Genomic DNA, 21,643 nt, shown 5'->3' on the forward strand with positions numbered 1-21,643 from the left:
CGGCGTCGCGGTCGTCCGGCCGGCCGGGCGCCGGGGGCGCGGCCGCGTCCGGGCGGACGGTCGCGCTCCTGCGGGCCGGCGGTCGGTGGTTCGAGTCCGGGCATCACCCCGGGTCCCGGGTGGGTCATCTGCGCCCCCTGCGCGACGCGGAGCCGAAGGGTCTCCGCCGGATGGTCTCGATGTCGTCTGCGTCTGGACGGTCCGCGCGGCTCTCGCGGTCCTTGCGGGCCGCGCGGGCCCGCTCGTTCTTCCGCGAACCGTCCCGGTCGTTTCCTATGTGTTCGCCGATCCCCGCATCGACGTTCAGTTCGACGTTCAGTTCGACGTTCAGTTCGCCCCGCGCCTCGCCGGGCGCACCGCCGGGCACGCCGTCCCGCCGCGCCGGTCCCCGGGGCGGCCCTTCCCCCGGCCGCCGCGCCGGGAGGGCCCGCCGGGGCCGGGCGTGCGGTCAGGCCCCGGCACGGGAGGCCTCCCCGAAGTGGACGAACCGGTCCTCGGCGAGTTCGGTGATCGCGGCGTCCACGACGTCCTCCAGCGAACCGCCCTCGGCGCGGACGGCGCGCTGCCGCTCGTACGGGGCGCCGTGGTCGAGCACCTCGCCGGCCACCTTCAGCTCCTCCGCGCAGCCGAGCCGGTCGGCGACCGGTTCCAGCTCGCGGATCAGCTCGTACAGGTCGTCGCGGAGCGGGACGGTGTGCCCGCGGTCGTCGGTGATGACGATGGCGTCGAGCCCGTACCGGGTGGCGCGCCACTTGTTGTCGCGCACCACCCAGGCGGCGGGCCGCGGCAGCGTGTAGCCGCGGTCGAGCTGCTGCTCGAACAGCGTGACCATGCTCTGGCTCAGCGCCGCGGCCATGCCCACCTCGCGCAGGGTCGGGATGCCGTCGAACATCCGGATCTCGACGGTGCCGAAGTCCGGATGCGGGCGGACGTCCCACCAGACCTCCTTGATGCTCCGGATGGTCCCGGAACGCAGCAGGGTGTCCATGTAATCCTCGAAGGCCGGCCAGTCGTCCAGCAAGTGGGGAGGACCGGCCGTCGGCATCTGGCCGAAGACGACGGCGCGGCACGAGGCCAGGCCGGTGTCGCCGCCGCTCCAGAACGGGCTGGACGCGGTCAGCGCGAGGAAGTGCGGAAGGTAGGCCGACAAGGCGTTCACGATCGGGATCACCTTGTTCACGTCGGAGATCCCGACGTGCACGTGCACGCCGAACGTCTGGATGCGGCGGGCGAGCCACTGCATCTCCTCGACGAGGTCGGCGTAGCGCTGCATGGGGGCCATGACGGCGTCGCGCCAGTCGCTGATCGGGTGGGTGCCGGTGCAGGCCAGCGCGAGCCCGCGGTCGGCGGCCGCGGACCGCAGCGCGGCCAGCGTGCCGGCCAGGTCGGCCTTGGCCTCGCCCACGGTGTGCCGGATGTCGGTCACGACCTCGACCGTGGATTCCATCAGCTCGTGCCGGATCCGGGGGTTGTCACCGCCCTCGCTCAGCGCGGGAAGGGCGGCCAGCACACTGCGGGCGTCCTGCCGTAGTTGCCTCGTCTCCGCATCGACGAGCTGGAGCTCCCACTCGATACCGAGCGTAGTTCCGTGCGATGCGTTGAAGTCGATGGCCACGGCCAACCTCCGTCCACAATCGTTGCAGGTCGTTGCGTGGCACGTGGCGCGTTTCAGCCAGCGGGTCCCCAAGCCTGGACGAACGCCGGTCCAGGTCACGTGTTCTCACCATGATGGCGCCCGTGTCCGTCGCCTCGCCGGACCTCATGCCCTTTGCCTGTCAATTGACTCGTCCGGGCGACCGGCGCACGGTCCGGGGTCATCCTTTTCGGTCATCCGTCTCGCCCACGGAACCGCACGATCGAACTAGTCAATCCGTCCCAAAATCAGGTTCGTGACGGACTGTAACCGATTCTAGTCGCCTCACCTGTACCAAGAATCACTCTTCGTCCCTTCAGTCCCAAGTGTTGCAGGCTTGCCGGTTTCCGGCACGGGTACCCCTTCGCCGGATAAGGTCGCCTAGTCTGCGGGGGAGTCATGGGCGTTGGGGGCGATCGTGCTCCTGCGGAAGCGAGGAGCGTCGCGAGCGTGCACTCAGGACGATCGGCCGGGCCCGCCCGGCGGACTCTGCGGCGGGCGAGGATTCGGCGGGTCTCGACGGCGGTGGCCGTGCCGCTGACCGTGGCGGCGCTCGTCGCGCCGCCCGTCCCCGCGCGTGCGGCACCCGGACGTCCGGCGGCGGAGCGGACGGCCGCGCCCGGCGACCCGGTCGGCGGGCCGCGGCTCGCGAGCAGTGGAATCGTCGTGAACAAGGCGCCGGGGGTTCCCGAGCTGCCGAAGATCGACGCGAAGTCCTACCTGATCGCCGACGGGACGACCGGGCAGGTGCTGGCCGCCAAGGACGCCCACGGGCACCACCTCCCGGCGAGCACGCTGAAGGTGCTGACCGCCGCGACGCTCGTCCCCCGCCTGGACGCCGACCGGCTCGTGCGTCCGTCGCAGACCGCGTGCAACGTCGAGGGCACCAAGGTCGGGCTGACGCCGAAGATGAAGTACAAGGTGTCCGACCTGTTCTACTCGCTGCTGATGATGTCGGCGAACGACTCGGCCGTCGCGCTGGCCGAGGCCAACGGCGGGGTGAAGAAGACCCTCGGCGACATGAACGCCTACGCGAAGAAGCTGAACGCGCTCGACACGGTCGCCGGGTCGACGAACGGGCTCGACAAGGACCTCGGCCTGAGCGTCCGCACGCAGCACACCTCGGCCTACGACCTGGTGCTGATCCTGCGCGAGGGGATGAAGAACCCCGACTTCCGCGAGTACATCTCCCAGATCGACCACGACTTCCCGGCCCCGCCCACGAAGAAGGAACGCAAGCAGGGCAAAAAGGGCGGCTACCCGATCCACACGCACAACCGGCTGCTGGAGGGCGAGCGGCACTCCTACACGGGAATGCTCGGCGGGAAGAACGGCTACACGATCGCCGCGAAGCAGACGTACGTCGCGGCGGCGCAACGGAACGGTCACACGATCTACATCTCGCTGATGAGCGCCGAGGTGCAGCCGTCCGAACTCGCCACGGAACTGCTCGACTGGGGCTTCGCCGCGCAGGGCAAGGTGCAGCCGGTCGGGACCCTCGCCGAGCCGGTCGGCGCGGAGAAGGAGGCCGCTCAGTCGGAGAAGGGCCTCCTCCCGGACGCTCCCCTGGCCTCGGAGGACTCCTCGCGCACCTGGGTCGTCGTCGCGGGCGGCGCGGCGGGCGCCGTGCTGGCGGTCGCGGCGCTGCTGGTGGTGCTGCGCCGCCGCAGGCGCGACGACCCGTTCGCGTAGGACGCGCCGCCCTCCCCGTCGCCGGGTCCGGCGTCGCCTTCGTCGCCTTCATCGGCTTGGTCGCCTTCATCGGCTTCGTCGAGGGCCTCGGCCTCGTCGTACGCCTCCGCTTCGGCCTCGGCGGTGATGATGACGCGCCGGGTCGCCGTCCAGCCCGCCACGTACAGGACGAACCGGGACGCGAAGTTCATCCACACCATCAACCCGACGAGGACGGCGAACGACGCGTACACCGGGTTCTCGGTGGTGCGGCCGATCAGCAGGCCGGCCGCCTGCTTGAGGACCTCGAAGCCGACCGCGCCGAACAGCGCGCCGCGCGCGATGCGCCGCCAGGGGGCGCGGGCGCCGGTCAGCCGGGTGAACAGCACCAGGAAGATCACGGTGTTGAACGCCATCGCGATCAGCAGCGACAGCAGCCGCAGCGCGGTCCCGGCACCGGTGACGTCCTGCAGCCCGAACCAGCCGAGGACGGTGCCCGTCGCGGACGTCGTGACCGTCGACACCGCCATCCCGGAGATCAGGACGACGCCGAGCAGTGCGAGCACCGCGATGTCCTTGAGCCGCAGCAGGACGAAGTTGCCGCCGCCGTCCGGCTCGTTGCCCCACATGTCGCGCAGCGACTCGCGCAGCACCTGCACCCAGCCCAGCCCGGTGACCAGCAGGGCGGCGATACCGATGACGCCGACCGCGGTCTTCGACTCGGCGATCTGCCGCACCTGGAGTTCCTGCGACAGGCCGGGCAGCAGCGAGTTGATCGCCTCGACGAAGTAGCCGCGCACCTCGTCGCTGACGCCGACCAGGTAGCCGAGCAGCGCGTAGGCGAGGGCCAGCAGCGGGAAGAAGGACAGGAATCCGTAGCAGGTGAGGGCCGCGGCCAGGCGGTTGCCGCGCCGCTCCTGGTACCGCTCGAACGCGCGCGCTTGATGATCGAACCACGGGCGGCGGGCGCGCTGGTCGCGCAACAGGTCTTTACCGTCGTTGACGAGCGCCGCGCCTCGCGTATGCGCTGTTTTGATCACCTGCCGCATATGCGCAAGGTACCCGCCCGTGCACGCCCGAAAGCAGTGCGAATGCACCCGGTGCCCGAACGTTACGGCGCGGCCCGTCGTGGACGTCGTCGCGCACACCGGCGTGGGAACGTTCCCACGAATCGGGCGGCGGGCGCGGGCGTCACGGGTCGTCGGGGCCCGCGCGGCCGATCATGGCGTCGCCGAAGACGTAGTCGCGCTGCGGCCGCCACACGCCGTCGCGTCCGTGCTGGTAGAGGGAGAAGCCCCAGACGTCGAAGTCGGCGCGGAACTCGGCGAGGTCCTTGAACGCGCGGTCCATGACCTCGTCGGGCAGGTGGTGCGCGATCGTCACGTGCGGGTGGTACGGGAACGCGAGCGGACGTTCGAGGGGGCCGGACGAAACCCGCGCCTGCAGGCGTTCGCAGCCGCTGATCCCGTCGGCGACGGCCACGAACACGACCGGGGAGACGGGACGGAACGTTCCGCTGCCGCGGAGGCGCAGCACGAACGGGCGTTCGGCGCGGGCGATCGCGTGCAGGTGCGCGTCGATCACGCCGAGCGCGGCGGCGTCCACCTCCGTGGGCGGCAGCAGGGTGATGTGGGTGGGGATGGCGTCGGCGAGCGGGTCGCCGTAGGACGCGCGCCGGGCCTGCAGCCACGAGCCGTACGGTTCGGGGACGGGGACGGCGACGCCGATGGTGCGGGCGTCCGGGCGCGCGGGGATCGCCGCCATGCCGCCCACGAAGGTGTCCGCGATCGGCCGCTCCGCGGCGCGTCCCGCCGACCCCGCGGCGCGTCCGCGGAGTCGGCGCGCCGGGCCCGGTTCCGGCGGGACGGGCCGGATCAGCGGCCACGTCCCACGAATCCCACGCGTTCGCGCACGGTGTCCATCGTCCGCGCGGCGACCTTCCCGGCGCGCTCGGCGCCGTGCGCGAGGAGCCGGTCGAGTTCGGCCTCGTCGGCCAGCAGCTCCAGCGTGCGCTCCCGGATGGGGGTGAAGGTGTCGAGGACGACCTGCGCGAGGTCCTTCTTGAACTGGCCGTACCCGGAGCCCGCGTACCGCTTCTCCAGGTCGGGGATCGAGGCGCCGTCCAGCGCGGAGAAGATCCGCAGCAGGTTGGTGACGCCCGCCTTGTTCTCCTCGTCGTAGAGGACGTCGGTGCCGGTGTCGGTGACCGCGCGCATGATCTTCTTGCGCATCGGGCCGGGCTCTTCGAGCACGTCGATGATCCCCTGCGGGGTCGACGCCGACTTGCTCATCTTCGCCGTCGGCTCCTGCAGGTCGGTGATCTTCGCGGCGCCCTCGGGGATGAACGCCTCCGGCGGGACGAACGTGTCGCCGAACCGGTGGTTGAAGCGGTTCGCGAGGGTGCGGGTCAGTTCGAGGTGCTGCCGCTGGTCCTCGCCGACGGGCACCCGCAGGACGGGCTCGCCGTCCCCGGGCTCCGGCGAGTACAGCAGGATGTCGGCGGCCATCAGGACGGGGTAGGTGAACAGGCCCACCGTCGTGTTCGACTGGCCCTGCTTGCTGGACTTGTCCTTGAACTGGGTCATCCGCCCCGCCTCGCCGAACCCGGTGAGGCAGCCCAGCACCCACGTCAGCTCGGCGTGCTCGGGCACCTGGCTCTGCACGAAAACGGTGGCGCGCTCCGGGTCGACGCCCATCGCCAGCAGTTGCGCGGCCGCGACCTGGCTGCGCCGCCGCAGGACGGCCGGGTCGTGCTCGACCGTGATCGCGTGGAGGTCGACGACGCAGTAGAACGCCTCGTGCGAGTCCTGCATCGAGACCCACTGCCGCAGGGCGCCCAGGTAGTTGCCGAGGTGGAACGAGTCGGCGGTGGGCTGGATCCCCGAGAAGACGCGCGGGGCCGTTGCGGGGGCGGCGGCGGGTTCGAAGGCTTCGGGCATGTGCACGGACCGATTCTCTCAGGTGGCTGCGGAGGCGCCGCGGGCGGAGCCGCGGACCGCCGGGCGGACGTCGCCCGGCGCGTCCCGTCCATCATATTCGGCGTTGCGCGGACCGGACGGTGCCCGCTCGGTGTTGCGGATAGCCTGGACCGCACCCCCGCTGCTCGCCCCACCGTCATCCCGAGGAGGCCGTTCGTGAAGCTGCTCGTCACCGGAGGCGCCGGCTACATCGGCAGCGTCGTCTCCGCACTGCTCCTGGAGGCGCAGCACGAGGTCGTCGTGCTCGACGACCTGTCCACCGGGCACGAGGACGCCGTCCCGGCGGGCGCCCGACTGGTGCGCGGCACCCTGCGGGACACCGCCGCCGAGGTGCTGTCCGGCGCCGGGTTCGACGCCGTCCTGCACTTCGCCGCCAAGTCGCTGGTCGGCGAGTCCGTGCAGGACCCGGCCCTCTACTGGGACAAGAACCTCGGCGAGTCCCTCGCCCTGCTGGACGCGATGCGCGTCTCCGGCGTCCGCAAGATCGTGTTCTCGTCGACGGCCGCGACCTACGGGGAGCCGGAGTCGACGCCGATCCTGGAGACCGACCCGACCCGTCCCACGAACCCCTACGGCGAGACCAAGCTCGCGATCGACACGACCCTCGCCGAGTACGCCCGCCTGCACGGCTTCGGCGGCGTCTCGCTGCGCTACTTCAACGTGGCCGGGGCGTACGGGACGCTCGGCGAGCGGCACACCGTCGAGACGCACCTGATCCCGAACGTGCTCAAGGCGGCGGGCGGCGAGGACGGCGAGCCGGTGAAGATGTTCGGCGACGACTACCCGACGCCGGACGGCACCTGCATCCGCGACTACATCCACGTCGAGGATCTCGGACGTGCGCACCTGCTGGCCCTCGACGCCTGCGAGCCCGGCGCCCACAAGATCTACAACCTCGGCAGCGGCACCGGGAACTCGGTGCGCGAGGTCGTCGAGGTGTGCCGCGAGGTCACCGGCCGCGACGTCCCGGCCGAGGTCGCGCCGCGCCGCGCGGGCGACCCGGCGGTGCTCGTCGCGTCGTCCGACAAGATCCAGAGCGAGCTGGGCTGGAAGCCGGAGCACGACCTGCGCGACATGGTCGGCGACGCCTGGACCTTCATCCGGTCCCGGTGACGGCTCTTCCGCAGGCCGCCTCCCCGGCGGCCGTGTTCGAGGCCGCGTTCGGGCGGGCGCCGGACGGCGTGTGGCGCGCGCCCGGCCGGGTCAACCTGATCGGCGAGCACACCGACTACAACGACGGGTTCGTGCTGCCGTTCGCGCTGGCGCAGGGCGTGTCGGTGGCGGCGGCCCGGCGGGACGACGGGATCGTCGAGGTCCGCTCCGTGCAGGCGTCCGCCGCCGAGCCGGTGCGCGCGCCCGTCGCCGGCGGCCCGGTCGTCGCCGAGGGCTGGCCGCCCGGCCGGGCGTGGGCCGCGTACCCGGTGGGCGTCGCGCGGGTGCTGCACGCCGCCCTCGGGACGGGCGGCGCCTCGCTGCTCGTCGACGCCGATCTTCCGCAGGGCGCCGGGCTGTCGTCGTCGGCCGCGCTGGAGTGCGCGACCGCCCTCGCGCTGTGCGACCTGCACGGCGTCGACGCGACCGGCGCGAGCTGGCCGCGCTGGCGCAGCGGGCGGAGAACGAGCAGGTCGGCGCCCCGTGCGGGATCATGGACCAGTCGGCGTCGCTGCTGTGCACGCCCGGGAACGCGCTGCTGCTGGACTGCCGCAGCGGCCTGTCCGGGCAGGTCCCGTTCGCCCCCGGCGACGCGGGCCTGACCCTCCTGGTCGTCGACACCCGCGCGAGCCACGCGATCGGCGACGGCGACTACGGGCGGCGCCGCACCGAATGCGAGGAGGCCGCCGCCCTCCTCGGCGTCCCCGCCCTGCGCGACGTCACCGACCTGGCCGCCGCGCTCCGCTCGCTGCGCGATCCGGTGCTGCGCCGCCGCGTCCAGCACGTCGTCACCGAGAACCACCGGGTCGAGGCGGCCGCCGGGCTGCTGCGCGCCGGGGCCGTCGCCGAGCTGGGCGCGCTGCTGAACGCGTCGCACCTGTCGCTGCGGGACCAGTTCGAGATCTCCTGGCCGCAGGCGGACGCCGCGGTGGACGCGGCGCTGCGCGCGGGCGCGCGCGGCGGCCGGATGATCGGCGGCGGTTTCGGCGGCTCGGTGATCGTGCTCACCGCCGCCGACCGCGCCGACCGCGTCCGCGACGCGATCACCGCCGCGTACGCGGGCCGCGGCTGGACCGCGCCCGTCTTCCTCGACGCCGTCCCGTCCGAGGGAGCCCACCGCGTCGCGTCAGCCTGAGGGCCGGTGACCGCCCCGCCCGACACAGGACGGGCGGGGTCGGTCGGGACGGTCAGGGGGTCGCGGAGCCGTCGTCGGGGTGCTCGCCGATCGCGGACCTGATCTGCGCGAGGAGACCGGCGGCGGTCTGGGCCGCGTCGTCCTCGTCGAGGGAGCGGAAGCCCTCCACGGCCGCCGCCGCCCGGCCCTCGGCGGCCGGGAGGCGGCCGGTCTGGGCGAGCACGCGGGCCTCGTCGTGGGCGATCAGCGCGGAATGCCAGGCCCGTGCCGGTTCGTTGTCGGCGGGCAGGTCCGCGAGGGCGGCGCGGGCCGTCCGCGAGCCCGGACTCGGCCGCGTCGGCGTCGCCGCTCCACAACCGGCACATCCCCGCGCGGCGCAGGGCGTTCACGCGGCCGTAGGGGTTCTCGGCCCGCCCGTACGCCTCGGCGGCCTCCACGAACCGCTCGGCGGCGAGCGCGTCCTTGTCCAGGTTCGTCAGCACTTCGGCGGACTCGTCGAGGAAGTGCCCCCGCGCCTCCTCGTTGCCGTCCTCGGCGGCGAGCGCGACCATGGCCATGAACGCGTCCGCGGCGCCCGGTTCGCCCAGTTCCTTCTGCGCGTGCGCGATCACCAGGCGGCAGCGGCGCTCGGCGATCGGGTCGCCGTCCTCGCCCGTCACCCCGGGCAGCGCCTCCTCGGCGACCTCCGCGGCCTCCAGGTGGCGGCCCGTGTTCAGGTAGGCGGCGGCGAGGTCGACCCGCAGGTGGACGGCCGGTTCGTGCAGGCCCTCGGCGGTCCAGGCCGCGACGCCCTCCACCAGGTCGGCGACCGCGTCGGCCGGACGGTCGGCGGCCAGCAGCGCCCGGCCGCGCTCCCCGTGCGCCGCCGCCCGCATCGGCGCGGGCACCGTGGGCACCGCGAGGACCTCGCCGGCCAGCGCGACGATCTCCTCGTGGGCGTCGGCGTCCTGGTCCGCGGCGATCCGCCCGACGACCTGCGCCAGCATCAGCGCCGACGCCGCGGCCTTCTCCGGCTCACCCTGTGCGCGGGCCCCGTCGAGGCTGCGCCGCAGCGCCGCCACGCCGTCGCCCACCTCGTCGGTGAGCAGCAGCGCGCGGGCCCGCAGGAAGTCGGCGTCCGGGTCGCGGTCGGGAGCCTCCCCTCGGACGATCCGGTCGAGTGCGGCGAGCGCGTCGGCGGGACGGTCCAGTTCGAGGTGCGCGCCCGCGACCCGCAGCAGCGCCGACACGATGTAGCCGTCGTCGGACGGGTGGGCCGCGAAGAAGTCGACGGCGGCCGTCAGGTCCGCCATCCCGTCCGGGTCGCCGGTGTCGACGCGCATCTCCCCCCGCCGGGAGAGGGTCCGGTGCCGCCGGTCCTGCTCGTCCAGTTCGGCGAACCGCCGGGCCGCCTCCGTCCAGTCCGCGATCGCGCCGGGCGCGTCCCCGTCGATGGCCCGCTCGACGCCGCGTCCGTCCAGCCGGCGGGCGGCCTGCAGCGGAGTCGGCTCGAACTTCTCCGTCAGGACGTCGAACCGCCGCCACGCGGCGACCGTCCGGAGCATGTCGCGGACGCCGCGCCGCCGGTCGGTGAGGTCGAGCAGCTCGTCGAGATCGTCGATGGCGTCGACCGGCCCGTCCGGGTCCTCCGGGACCGGCATCTGCACGGGCGCGGGCGCCGCCGCCGGACGGCGGTGGTGCGCGGCCAGCGGCACGAACTCGCCGACCGGCTCCGCGTCGATGACCGCCCGCACCTTGTCGCCCTGCCTGGACGTGCCGTTGCGCGCGTCGAACCGGGCCGCCAGCTCCGTCGCGAACGCCGCCAGCTCGGCGCGCAGCGCGTCCACCGGGACGTCGCCGCCGCGCGGCTCGCCCGCCGCCGGTCGCCGCAGCGTCGCCGTCCCGTGGCCCGCCGCCGACGCGCGGCCAGCACCAGCGCCGCCGCGGCCGCGAACCCCATCGCCGCGTGCGGGTTCGGCGCCCGGTCCAGCCAGCCCAGGTGCCGCTCCAGGATCTCCAGCCCGCGCGCCTCGTTCCCGGTGAGCCCGCAGAACTCCAGGTGCTCGCCGATGTCGGCGAGATCCGCGAGCTGCGTCCGGTTCACCCGGTACGCGCGGCGGTGCATGTCGGCCGCCTCGGCGGGCCGCCCCGTCCGCAGATACACCTGCATGAGGGCCGTCTGGACGCCCTGCGGCTGCTCCGAACAGGTCAGTTCGGCGTCCAGCACCGGCGCCGCGATCTCCAGCGCCTCCTCGAACCGGCCCGCGTCGATCAACTGGTACATCATCCCGGTCGGGTCGCAGCCCGCGCAGTCCGACAGCCCGTCGCGCTCCGCCGCCCGCCACTTCGCGAACCAGTCCAGCGCCGACTCGTCGCCCACATGCCGCGCCACCGCGCACCGGTAGTGGTAGACGGCCTGGAGACTGTGGCCGCCCGCGCGGTACCGGCGCTCCATGTCGTCCAGCACCGCATGCGTCCGGTCGAGGGGGATCTCCGGGAACTTCGTGAGGGAGTTCACCACCGCCTTCATCTGCCACAGCAGCGAGTGCGTCTCGTCGAACCGCCCCGGGTCGCGATCATGGTCGGCGAGCGTCCGGCTGAACGTCGCGAACGCCTTCGCCGGCTCCGCCCCGTAGTGGTAGGCGTTCGTCAGCGCGATCCGCACCCGGAACGCCAGCACCTCGTCGCCCGCCGCGTCCGCGCGGCGCAGCGCGTCCTCGACCAGGACGGTACGCGCCTCCCCGTAGGGCAGCTCGTCCGCCCGCCGCATCAACTCGAAAACGTCCTCAACGCTCACTGGTCCCCCTCCGGGGTGTGGACGGCCCACTCCAGCAGGCCGATGAACGAACGGTTCAGCACGGCCGTGTCGGCGGGCCGCAGCGGATGATGGCCGAGCAGCAGCGCCTGCCCGTACAGGGCCTGGACGGCGACCTCGACCGGGCCGCCGTCACCGAGTGCGGTGATGCGCCTGGTCAGCGGGTTGCGATGGTTCAGCACCAGCTGCGGACGCGCCACCCCCGCCGACGCGCCCACCGCGCCGAGGACGTCCGCCCACAGCTCCCCCGACTCCTCCTTCGCCCGCGTCAGCTCCTCCCGGAACTGCGCGTCGCGCGACGACAGGAACAGCGCGGGCAGCGACGCCGGATCGAATTCGCGCACCACCACCTCGCAGCCGAGCCGCTCCACCGCCCGCTGCGCCGCCGCCAGGAACGGCCGCAGCGCCAGCTCCGCGGACGGATCGAGCACCCCGAACGTCGTCGCCAGCTCCGCCGCGTCCAGCCGCGACATCGCGATGTCGGGATCGATCGCCGGAAGCCGCTCGACGATCTCCGCGTCGTGCACGTAACCGGCGTTCACGAGCCCCACGCCCTGCGCGCCCGCGACCGCCGACAGCCGCCGGAACTCGTCCACGCTCGTGGTGAACCGCCCGTCCGGATGCCGCCGCCGGAACTCCGCCAGCGTCATCGGACCCGCCGACGTCTCGTACTCCAGCCAGCGGTCGACGATCCGCAGCATGTCGTCGTCGTGCAGCGCCATCGCCTTCACCCCGAGGTGATGCAGCCGCAGGAACCCGCGCAGCCGCGGCGGATCGGTCTCCGACAGCGTCACCAGCCAGTGCCGCAGCGCCGCCCCGAGCGCGTCGCGCGTCGCGTCCAGCAGCTCGTCCTCGTAGAGGGACTCGCGGGACGCCGTCGGCCGCAGCTCCCCCGCGTCCACCACGCAGCGCGCGAAGAACGCCCACTCCGGCAGCAGCCCCTCGACGCCCTCCGCCAGCAGCATCCGCTTCAGGTAGACGCGGTGCGCCGCGCGGGCCGTCGGCGCCACCGGCTGCGGCAGGACGAACGCCACCCCCGACAGGCCCGCCTCCGCCACGCCCAGATCCACCACATCGAACGGGGTGAACCCGTACAACTCCTCGCAGTACGCCTCCAGCGCCCGGCGGCGCGCCGCCGGATCCGGATGCGGCTCCTTCCACGGCGGCGCGCCCGTCACCCGGGCGCCGTCCACCGTCAGCTCGATCGGCAGCAGCGACCCGTACGTCCGCGCCAGCTCCGCCACCACCGGCGGGCTCAGCAGCTCCCCCGACCCCGGACGCGCCCGCAACGTCACCGTCGTACCCGGTTCGTCGCGCTCGCCCGGCTCCACCCGGTAGCTGCCCTCCGACCGGCCCGTCCACCGCACCGCCGCGCCGCCGCGCGCCGACCGCGTCACCACCTCGATCTCGTCCGCGACCAGGAACGCCGACAGCAGCCCGATCCCGAACTGCCCCAGGAAGTCGTGGCGGGCGAACCCCAGCTCGTCCCGCTTCGACGACCGTCCGATGGTGGCCAGCAGCGTGTGCACCTCGTCCGCCGTCAGCCCGACACCGTCATCGTGGACCCGCAGCGCCCCGCCGTCCGTCTCCACCCGCACCCGGCCGCCGCCGTCGCCACGCGCCGTGATCGCGTCCACGGCGTTCTGCAGCAATTCCCGCAGATACACCCGCGGACTCGCGTACAGATGGCGGCTCAGCAGATCCACCACCCCGCGCAGATCCACCTGAAAAGCCTGATCCGCCACCCGGTACCTCCCCGTTCTCCCCTGACGAGCGGAGGACACCTTAGCGAGGGATTGCGACGTTTCGAGATTCATTTAGACGCGAACGAGCCCCGGACCCGCCGCGGGCTCGCGCCGTCCTGTGGTACGGCTCAGATCAGGCCGAGCTTGCGGACCGCGTCCCGCTCCTCCGCCAGCTCGCCGACCGACGCGTCGATCCGGCCACGGGAGAACTCGTCGATCTCCAGCCCCTGGACGATCGACCACTCGCCGTCCTTCGTCGTCACCGGGAACGACGAGATGATGCCCTCGGGCACCCCGTACGAGCCGTCCGACACCACGGCCATCGACGTCCAGTCGCCCTCGGCCGTCCCGTTCACCCACGTGTGCACGTGGTCGATCGCCGCCGACGCCGCCGACGCCGCCGAGGACGCGCCCCGCGCCTCGATGATCGCCGCACCGCGCTTGGCGACCGTCGGGATGAAGTCGTCCTCAAGCCACTTCTGGTCGTTCACCACCGCGGCGGCGCTCTTCCCGCCGATCTCCGCGTGGAACAGGTCCGGGTACTGGGTCGCCGAGTGGTTGCCCCAGATCGTCATCTTCTTGATGTCGGCGACCGAAACGCCCGCCTTCTTCGACAGCTGCGCCAGCGCCCGGTTGTGGTCCAGCCGCGTCATCGCGGTGAACCGCGCCGCCGGGACGTCCGGCGCGTGCTGCTGCGCGATCAGCGCGTTCGTGTTCGCCGGGTTGCCGACCACCAGCACCTTCACGTCGTCGGCCGCACCGGCGTTGATCGCCTCGCCCTGCGGCTTGAAGATCCCGCCGTTGGCCTCCAGCAGGTCACCGCGCTCCATGCCCTTCGTGCGCGGCCGCGCACCGACCAGCAGCGCGACGTTCGTCCCCTGGAACGCCCGCGTCGCGTCGTCGAAGATGTCGATGCCCTGCAGCAGCGGGAAGGCGCAGTCGTCCAGCTCCATCGCGGTGCCCTCGGCCGCCTTCACCGCCTGCGGGATCTCCAGCAGCCGCAGCTTGACGGGTACGTCCGCGCCCAGCAGGTGCCCGGACGCGATGCGGAACAGCAGCGCGTAACCGATCTGGCCCGCGGCGCCGGTAACGGTGACGGTGACTGGGGTGCGAGTCATTGCCTCTTCTCTCCTGCTGTGACCTGACGGGGCCGCTGTCACCCGGAGAGTTCCGGGCGGCCCATCCCTGCGAACCCGACCGCCCAAGAGGCGCGCCACCGCGCGGGATCTCTCGCCGTCGAGATAGTTCCCCAGCAGGCTATACCGCGCGCCCGTCCGGACGGCGGGCAGGTGCGCCCACCGGTCTCGCGCACCCGCCCGGAAAGGCGAAAGGCCGCCCCGGGATCACCGGGACGGCCTTTACGCGCGTCCTTCGTCCCCGCGATATGCGGGGCCAACGGCTATCCCCGCGTACGCGGGGAGCAACCCGTCAACGGTCTCGACGCAAACCTGGTCTACTGGACCACCCCCGCAGTAGCGGGGAGCAATGGGAAGAATACTAACCGTTGATCTTCTTCTGGAGGTTGGTGTCGAGAGCCTCCAGGAACTGCTCGGTCGTCAGCCACGGCGTCTCGTTGCCGACCAAGAGCGCCAGGTCCTTGGTCATCTGGCCGCCCTCGACGGTCTCGATGCAGACCTGCTCCACGGACTGGGCGAAGCCGATGAGCTCCTTGTTGCCGTCCAGCTTGCCGCGGTGCTCAAGGCCGCGGGTCCAGGCGAAGATGGACGCGATCGGGTTGGTCGACGTCGCCTTGCCCTGCTGGTGCTGGCGGTAGTGGCGGGTCACCGTGCCGTGCGCGGCCTCGGCCTCGACGGTCTTGCCGTCGGGGGTCATCAGGACCGAGGTCATGAGGCCGAGGGAGCCGAAGCCCTGCGCGAGCGTGTCGGACTGGACGTCACCGTCGTAGTTCTTGGCGGCCCAGACGAACCCGCCCTCCCACTTCAGCGCCGCCGCGACCATGTCGTCGATGAGCCGGTGCTCGTAGGTGAGCTTCTTCGCCTCGAACTCGGCCTTGAACTCGGCCTCGTAGATCTCCTGGAAGATGTCCTTGAAGCGGCCGTCGTAGGCCTTCAGGATCGTGTTCTTCGTGGACATGTACAGCGGCATCTCGCGGTTGAGCGCGTACCGCATGCTCGTCCGGGCGAAGTCCCGGATGGAGTCGTCGTAGTTGTACATGCCCATGGCGACGCCGCCGCCGGGGAAATCGGCGACCTCCATCTCCATCGGCTCCGAGCCGTCCTGCGGCGTGTAGGTGATCGTCACCTTGCCGGGGCCCGGGACGACGAAGTCGGTGGCCTTGTACTGGTCGCCGTGCGCGTGCCGGCCGATGATGATCGGCTTGGTCCAACCCGGGACGAGACGGGGAATGTTCGAGCAGACGATGGGCTCGCGGAAGATCACGCCGCCGATGATGTTGCGGATCGTCCCGTTCGGGGACCGCCACATCTTCTTCAGGCCGAACTCCTCGACGCGGGCCTCGTCGGGGGTGATGGTGGCGCACTTGACGCCGACGCCGTGCTCCTGGATGGCGCGGGCGGCATCGATGGTGACCTGGTCATCGGTCGCGTCCCGATGCTCCATCCCCAGGTCGTAGTACTTCAGGTCGACGTCGAGATACGGCAGGATCAGCTGGTCCTTGATGAATTTCCAGATGATCCGCGTCATTTCGTCGCCGTCGAGTTCGACGACCGGGCCCGCTACTTTGATCTTGGGCATGCTGTTGCTGTCCCTTTCCTACACCTGGCCAGCAGTCCTTGTAAGGCTCAACTGGCAAGGCTATCCGAGCGGGTTCGGAGGTCTAGACCTCGCCCCCGGCGCGGACCAGCGGCGCAGCGGCTATCCGGGGGGCCGGGCGCGGCGGCGGCCGATCAGCAGCAGGAGGCCGCGGCGGCCATGGCGAGCGCGATCAGGACGCCGAAGGCCCCGGCGAGGACGAGCCCGGTCTTGTGCATCGGCGGGATGCTGAGGGAGACGAACGCGACCGTCTCGCCGAGCAGGACGAGCGTCCAGCAGTCAACGGCGCGGCTGCGGACGGCGAGCATGCCGAGCTGCGACTCGGGCAGCAGCAGGCGGGCGAGGGCACCGAGGAGCAGGGCGGCGGCGATGACGCCGGCGCCCTTGCGGAAGTAGTCGAAGGACGCCAGCGTGAGACCGGCGGCGACGCCCGTGAGGACCATCAGGTAGGGCAGCCGGCCGAGCCAGTGCGGCGCGGCGGACCTCTTGCGCGGTGCCTGCCGCCTGCGCCGGTGCACCTCGGTGGTCATGCCACAACCGTAGTCCCATTCCGGTCACGGTGCCGCCGCTGCGCTCCGAAAGCCCTGTGGCGTCGACCCTACTCGCCGGTAGGAGGGTGTGACGGCAGGGCGCCCGGGTAACCCGCTGGACAGGGGTCGCTAACTAGCTGGGAGGACTGCCGTGGAGGGGCCGTTCATGCGGATCGAGGACAGCGGAGTGGTCATGCCGCTGCGCCCCGATGTCACGACGGTCGGGCGCGGGCGCGGAGTCGACGTCCGCCTCGACGACCCGAGTGTGTCCCGTTTGCACGCAGAGATCGTTCGGCGCGGCCCGTACGTCTACGTGGTCGACATGGGCCTTTCCCGCAACGGGACGCGGGTCAACGGCCGGCCGATCGCGCGCCGCGTCCTGGAGGACGGCGATGTCGTCACCTTCGGCACGGCGCGCATCCGGATGGGGGGCATCCCCCGAGAGGAGGTCGACCCGGACGTCGAGCTGCGGCGGGCCGTCGCCCCCGAGCTCACCCGGCGCGAGATCGACGTGCTGAACTCGCTGTGCCGGCCCGCCCTGTCGGACGCGGCGTTCGTCGCGCCCGCCACCGCCCGCGACATCGCCGGTGATCTCGTGGTGACGGAGGCGGCCGTCAAGCAGCACCTGCTGCGCCTGTACCAGAAGTTCCGTATCCCCGAGGGGCCCAACCGCCGCACCCGGCTCGCCAACGAGGTCATCGCCATGGGTCTCGTCCGGCCGCTGCCGCCGGTGCACGTCCCGCAGGGCCGTCCGCCGATGGACGGCGGGCGTCCGCCGGGGGTCTCCCCCGGCACGCGCCGCCCGGGCCACACCACCGCCCACGTCACCCGCCCGGCACCCAGCGCGGCGGCCAGACGCGCGAGTTAGCGTTCACGGCCGCCCTCCGATCGGCAGCGCAACGCCGGAGGGCGGCCGTGTTCTCGGTCGGTCAGCCGGAGCGTTCCGCAGCTTCGACGACGTTGGCGAGGAGCATGGCGCGGGTCATGGGGCCCACGCCGCCGGGGTTGGGCGCCACCCAGCCGGCGACCTCGCGGACGTCGTTCGCGACGTCGCCCGCGAGCTTGCCGTCCACCCGGGACACGCCGACGTCGAGGACGGCGCGCCGGGCTTCACCATGTCGGCGGTGATCAGGCCGGGGACTCCGGCGGCGGCGACGACGATGTCGGCGGCGCGGGTGTGCGCGGCGAGGTCGCGGGTGCCGGTGTGGCAGAGGGTGACGGTCGCGTTCTCGGTGCGGCGGGTCAGCAGCAGGCCGAGGGAGCGGCCGACGGTGAGGCCGCGGCCGACGACCGTGACCTCGGCGCCTTGAGCGGGACGTCGAAGCGGCGCAGCAGCTCGATGATGCCCTTCGGGGTGCAGGGCAGCGGGCCGTCCTGCATGAGGACGAGCCGGCCGAGGTTCGTCGGGTGCAGGCCGTCGGCGTCCTTCGCCGGGTCGATGCGCTCCAGGACGCGCTTGTCGTCGAGGCCCTTGGGCAGGGGGAGCTGGACGATGTAGCCGGTGCAGGCCGGGTCGGCGTTGAGTTCGGCGACGGCGCGCTCCACCTGGTCCTGGGTGGCGTCGGCGGGGAGGTCGCGGCGGATGCTCTCGATGCCGACCTCGGCGCAGTCGCAGTGCTTCATGTTGACGTAGGAGCGGCTTCCGGGGTCGTCCCCGACGAGGACTGTGCCGAGCCCGACGGACACGCCGCGCTTGCCGAGCGCCTCGACGCGCTCGGCGAGGTCCGCTCGGATCTCGGCCGCGGTCGCTTTGCCGTCCAGAATCTGTGCCGTCATGCGTGCCTCCGCGCTGATCTGTCGGTCGGCCACCCAGGCGCGCGGTGTCCGGACGGTCGTTCGCTCCCCGGTGGTGATCCACCTTGCCCGCGCCAGTCGCGAACACCATGGTAACGGGCCAGTGGGGTGCGGAAATCGGGGTGGAGTGGCCCTGCCGGGCGGGGCGGCGGGCGCCTAGCGTTCGGGGTATGGAGTGGTTTGAAATGCCCGTTTTGTCAGGACGTTACGTGCGGCTGGAGCCGCTGGCGGAGGAGCACGCGGAGGGCATGTTCGCGGCGTCGGCGGACCCGGCGACGTGGGAGTGGCTGAACGAGCCGCGGCCGCGCGACGTCGCGGACATGCTCGCGTCGGTGCGGAAGGCGCTGCGGGAGCGCGAGCAGGGGCTGCGGCTGCCGTGGGTGCAGCTGGACGCCGGGACGGGCGAGGTCGCGGGGACGACGTCGTACTACGAGATATCGCCGCGGAACCGGAGCCTGTGCATCGGGTCGACGTGGATCGGCGCGCGGTGGCGGCGGTCGGGGTTGAACACCGAGTCGAAGCTGCTGCTGCTGGAGCGGGCGTTCGACGAGCTCAAGGCGGTCCGGGTGGGCTGGCACACGAACGCGCTGAACGAGCGGTCGCGGCGGGCGATCGAGCGGCTGGGGGCGTCGTTCGAGGGCGTCCACCGCAAGCACCGGCTGAGGCCGGACGGGACGTTCCGCGACACGGCCGTCTACGGGATGACCGACGACGACTGGGCCGAGGTTAGGCCAGCTCTGCGCGCGCGCTGCGTTAGGTGGGGTCGTCCTCGGAGCGGCGGGCCAGGACGCGGTCGGTGCCGCGCCATCCGAGCCGTGCGGCGAGCATCGCGGCCAGTGCGGCGGCGACGAGCCCGATGACCTGCCGGGCGTCCAGCAGCAGGGCGTTCGCCTGGGAGACGGCTCCCAGCATGAGCATGGTGAGGGTGTCCATCGCGCCTTCCATCGGGGGACCGCACCGAGGCTACCTGCGGGTACACGTGGAACGGCCCGGCGGCCGGAGCCGCCGGGCCGTCCGCGACGCCGGTCAGTGGAAGAAGTGCCGGACGCCGGTGAAGTACAGGGCGATACCGGCCTGCTCGGCCGCCGCGATCACCTTGTCGTCGTTGACGGACCCGCCGGGCTGGACGATCGCGCGCACGCCCGCGTTCGTCAGCACCTCCAGGCCGTCCGGGAACGGGAAGAACGCGTCGGACGCGCCGACGGCGGCCGCGGCCCGCTCCTCGCCCGCCCGCGACACCGCGAGCTTGGCGGAGTCGACCCGGTTGACCTGCCCCATCCCGACGCCGACGGTCGCGCCGTCCGCGGCCAGCAGGATCGCGTTGGACTTGACCGACCGGACGGCCCGCCACGCGAACGCCAGGTCGCGCAGGGTGGCCTCGTCGGCGGCCGCACCCGTCTTGAGCTCCCAGCCGGACGGGTCGTCGCCGGGGGCGTCGACCGCGTCGACGCCCTGCAGCAGGACGCCGCCGTCGATGCGCCGGTACTCGGTCGCGCCCGCCGGGGCGTCCGGGCAGACCAGCAGGCGGACGTTCTTGAAGCGGTCCTTCAGGACGGCGACGGCCTCGTCGTCGAACGCGGGGGCCACCACGACCTCGGCGAAGCTCTCGGTGACCTGCCGTGCCATGTCGGCGGTCACCGGACGGTTCGCCGCGATGACGCCGCCGTACGCCGACAGCGGGTCGCAGGCGTGCGCCTTGCGGTGCGCCTCGGCGATGTCCGCGCCGACCGCGATGCCGCACGGGTTGGCGTGCTTGATGATCGCGACGGCGGGCTCGGCGAAGTCGTACGCGGACCGGCGCGCGGCGTCGGTGTCGACGTAGTTGTTGTACGACATCTCCTTGCCGTACAGCTGCTCGGCCCCGGCCAGGCCGGTCTCGCCCGGCGAGCGGTACAGGGCGGCGCGCTGGTGCGGGTTCTCGCCGTACCGCAGGGTGTTCGAACGCTCCCAGGTGGCGCCTAGGAAGTCGGGCCACTCGGTCTGCGCGGCGGTCTCGTCGGGGGCGTAGTCGCCCGCGAACCAGGACGCGACGGCCACGTCGTACGACGCGGTGTGGGCGAACGCCCGCGCGGCGAGGCGGCGCCGCTCGTCCAGGGTGAAACCGCCCGCCCCGACCGCGTCGAGGACGGCCGCGTACCCGGACGGGTCGACGACGACGGCGACGCTCGCGTGGTTCTTCGCGGCCGCCCGCACCATCGTCGGGCCGCCGATGTCGATCTGCTCGACGCACTCGTCCGGCTTCGCGCCCGAGTTCACCGTGTCGGCGAACGGGTACAGGTTGGCGATCACCAGGTCGAACGGCTCGACGCCCAGGTCGTCGAGCTGCTGCAGGTGATCGTCTTTGCGCCGGTCGGCGAGCAGGCCCGCGTGCACCTTCGGGTGCAGCGTCTTGACCCGGCCGTCCAGGCATTCGGGGAAGCCGGTGAGCTTCTCCACCTTCATGACCGGCACGCCGGCGGCGGAGATCCGCCCCGCCGTGGAGCCGGTGGAGACGAGCTCCACCCCGGCCTCGTGCAGGCCCCGGGCGAGGTCCTCCAGCCCGGTCTTGTCGTACACGCTGATCAGCGCGCGCTTGATCGCCACCCGACTCACTCGGCCGAGCTCCCCTCGTTCATGGACGGACTGTCGGACGAATCGCTGCATGTGGTGCATTTCATGGAAACCCGCCTGCCTCGCGCGGTCCACCCGTCGCGGGCGAGCCGTCCGACGACGTCGACCAGGAGCGTGCGCTCGACCTGCTTGATGCGCTCGTGCAGGGAGTCTTCGTCGTCATGCCAGCCCACGGACACGGCTTCCTGGGCGATGACGGGTCCGGTGTCCACGCCTTCGTCGACGAAGTGCACCGTACATCCCGTGACCTTGACCCCGTACGCCAGGGCGTCCCGAACGGCGTGGGCGCCGGGGAAGGACGGCAGCAGCGCGGGGTGCGTGTTCACCGTGCGCCCGCCGAACGCGGCGAGGAACCGGGGGCCGAGGATCTTCATGAACCCGGCCGACACCACGAGGTCGGGCTCGTGCTCGGCGATCGCCTCTGCGAGCGACGCGTCCCACTCCACGCGGGACGGGAAATCGGGGATCCGGCGCACGAAAGTCGGCAGACCGGACTTCTCCGCACGTTCGACGCCACCGGTACCGGACCGGTCCGCGCCCACGGCCACCACCTGCGCCCCGTAGGCTGGATCCGCGCACGCGTCGAGCAGCGCTTGTAGGTTGGTCCCCGCACCGGAGACGAGGACGACGAGCCGGGCGGACACCATGACTCCCTGGTTGGACGGTGGGGTTGTTTCGGGCCACCACGAAGCCTATCGGCCCCGTTCGATGCCTCAGCTGCGCGCGCCCAGGATCGACCGCCCCCATGGCCAGGAGGAACGAGTGAGCGAGCAGCCGGGACAGCCGGCCCCCGAGGACGACCGCCCGGACGGCCGCCCCGCGGGAGCGCCCCCGGCGAAGGCCCCCGAGGCCGAACGCCCCCCGACCG

General features: G+C 72.5%; 15 protein-coding genes, 3 pseudogenes and 1 riboswitch. Of the genes and pseudogenes, 5 read left to right on the forward strand and 13 right to left on the reverse strand.

Annotated elements, in window-relative coordinates:
- Positions 1-124: 124 nt before the first annotated feature.
- Both BJF79_RS07575 and BJF79_RS07580 read right to left on the reverse strand, forming a co-directional pair.
- On the reverse strand, positions 125-367 hold the full coding sequence (locus BJF79_RS07575) for a hypothetical protein (RefSeq protein WP_075895767.1): 243 nt from the start codon (positions 365-367) through the stop codon (positions 125-127).
- An 81-nt stretch (positions 368-448) separates the two neighbouring features.
- On the reverse strand, positions 449-1,615 hold the full coding sequence (locus BJF79_RS07580) for a glutamate--cysteine ligase (RefSeq protein ID WP_075895769.1): 1,167 nt from the start codon (positions 1,613-1,615) through the stop codon (positions 449-451).
- A gap of 549 nt (positions 1,616-2,164) precedes the next feature.
- On the opposite strand from BJF79_RS07580, the gene BJF79_RS07585 reads away from it, so the two are divergent.
- The gene (locus BJF79_RS07585; RefSeq protein ID WP_262401670.1) at positions 2,165-3,325 is read left to right on the forward strand and encodes a D-alanyl-D-alanine carboxypeptidase family protein; all 1,161 of its coding nucleotides are present in this window, start codon (positions 2,165-2,167) and stop codon (positions 3,323-3,325) included.
- A gap of 152 nt (positions 3,326-3,477) precedes the next feature.
- On the opposite strand, the pseudogene BJF79_RS07590 reads toward BJF79_RS07585, so the two are convergent.
- From BJF79_RS07590 to trpS, 3 genes and pseudogenes are all read right to left on the reverse strand, one after another.
- Positions 3,478-4,353, reverse strand: a pseudogene (locus BJF79_RS07590) (YihY/virulence factor BrkB family protein); the annotation flags it as partial.
- A 142-nt stretch (positions 4,354-4,495) separates the two neighbouring features.
- The gene (locus BJF79_RS07595; RefSeq protein WP_075895795.1) at positions 4,496-5,068 is read right to left on the reverse strand and encodes a 2'-5' RNA ligase family protein; all 573 of its coding nucleotides are present in this window, start codon (positions 5,066-5,068) and stop codon (positions 4,496-4,498) included.
- A gap of 110 nt (positions 5,069-5,178) precedes the next feature.
- Complete coding sequence (gene trpS / locus BJF79_RS07600; RefSeq protein WP_075895797.1) at positions 5,179-6,243, reverse strand: tryptophan--tRNA ligase; 1,065 nt, start codon at positions 6,241-6,243, stop codon at positions 5,179-5,181.
- Between the two features lie 195 nt (positions 6,244-6,438).
- On the opposite strand from trpS, the gene galE reads away from it, so the two are divergent.
- Together galE and galK are read left to right on the forward strand one after the other, a co-directional pair.
- On the forward strand, positions 6,439-7,395 hold the full coding sequence (gene galE / locus BJF79_RS07605) for a UDP-glucose 4-epimerase GalE (protein ID WP_075895773.1): 957 nt from the start codon (positions 6,439-6,441) through the stop codon (positions 7,393-7,395).
- Positions 7,392-8,569, forward strand: a pseudogene (gene galK, locus BJF79_RS66605) (galactokinase). Before galE ends, galK begins: the two are co-directional and overlap by 4 nt.
- Positions 8,570-10,070: 1,501 nt before the next feature.
- Here the strand turns inward: galK and BJF79_RS07615 are convergent.
- From BJF79_RS07615 to BJF79_RS07635, 5 genes are all read right to left on the reverse strand, one after another.
- Complete coding sequence (locus BJF79_RS07615) at positions 10,071-11,345, reverse strand: hypothetical protein (RefSeq protein WP_187356971.1); 1,275 nt, start codon at positions 11,343-11,345, stop codon at positions 10,071-10,073.
- Positions 11,342-13,108: an HSP90 family protein gene (locus BJF79_RS07620; protein WP_075895777.1), complete on the reverse strand. Its 1,767-nt coding sequence runs from the start codon at positions 13,106-13,108 to the stop codon at positions 11,342-11,344. The genes BJF79_RS07615 and BJF79_RS07620 overlap by 4 nt, the downstream gene beginning before the upstream one ends.
- Before the next feature lie 128 nt (positions 13,109-13,236).
- Positions 13,237-14,226 (reverse strand): malate dehydrogenase, encoded by a 990-nt coding sequence (locus tag BJF79_RS07625; RefSeq protein WP_075895779.1) that lies wholly within the window; start codon positions 14,224-14,226, stop codon positions 13,237-13,239.
- 379 nt (positions 14,227-14,605) lie between these two features.
- A complete protein-coding gene (locus BJF79_RS07630) occupies positions 14,606-15,823 on the reverse strand; it encodes an NADP-dependent isocitrate dehydrogenase (RefSeq protein ID WP_075895781.1) in 1,218 nt (405 codons plus the stop codon).
- Between the two features lie 152 nt (positions 15,824-15,975).
- On the reverse strand, positions 15,976-16,371 hold the full coding sequence (locus BJF79_RS07635) for a DUF3017 domain-containing protein (RefSeq protein ID WP_075895783.1): 396 nt from the start codon (positions 16,369-16,371) through the stop codon (positions 15,976-15,978).
- Positions 16,372-16,522: 151 nt separating this feature from the next.
- On the opposite strand from BJF79_RS07635, the gene BJF79_RS07640 reads away from it, so the two are divergent.
- Entirely contained in the window at positions 16,523-17,239 is a 717-nt protein-coding gene (locus BJF79_RS07640) for an FHA domain-containing protein (protein WP_075895785.1), read from the forward strand.
- Between the two features lie 61 nt (positions 17,240-17,300).
- Here the strand turns inward: BJF79_RS07640 and BJF79_RS07645 are convergent.
- A pseudogene (locus BJF79_RS07645) lies at positions 17,301-18,147 on the reverse strand (bifunctional methylenetetrahydrofolate dehydrogenase/methenyltetrahydrofolate cyclohydrolase).
- 24 nt (positions 18,148-18,171) lie between these two features.
- A riboswitch (ZMP/ZTP riboswitch) is annotated at positions 18,172-18,257 on the reverse strand.
- 117 nt (positions 18,258-18,374) lie between these two features.
- On the opposite strand from BJF79_RS07645, the gene BJF79_RS07650 reads away from it, so the two are divergent.
- The gene (locus tag BJF79_RS07650) at positions 18,375-19,025 is read left to right on the forward strand and encodes a GNAT family N-acetyltransferase (RefSeq protein ID WP_075895787.1); all 651 of its coding nucleotides are present in this window, start codon (positions 18,375-18,377) and stop codon (positions 19,023-19,025) included.
- A gap of 166 nt (positions 19,026-19,191) precedes the next feature.
- On the opposite strand, the gene purH is transcribed toward BJF79_RS07650, so the two are convergent.
- Positions 19,192-20,757: a bifunctional phosphoribosylaminoimidazolecarboxamide formyltransferase/IMP cyclohydrolase gene (purH, locus tag BJF79_RS07655; protein WP_262401671.1), complete on the reverse strand. Its 1,566-nt coding sequence runs from the start codon at positions 20,755-20,757 to the stop codon at positions 19,192-19,194.
- Entirely contained in the window at positions 20,754-21,422 is a 669-nt protein-coding gene (gene purN, locus BJF79_RS07660) for a phosphoribosylglycinamide formyltransferase (RefSeq protein ID WP_075895791.1), read from the reverse strand. The genes purH and purN overlap by 4 nt, the downstream gene beginning before the upstream one ends.
- Positions 21,423-21,643 lie beyond the last annotated feature (221 nt).

This window comes from Actinomadura sp. CNU-125, assembly GCF_001942465.1.
Taxonomy (GTDB): domain Bacteria; phylum Actinomycetota; class Actinomycetes; order Streptosporangiales; family Streptosporangiaceae; genus Spirillospora.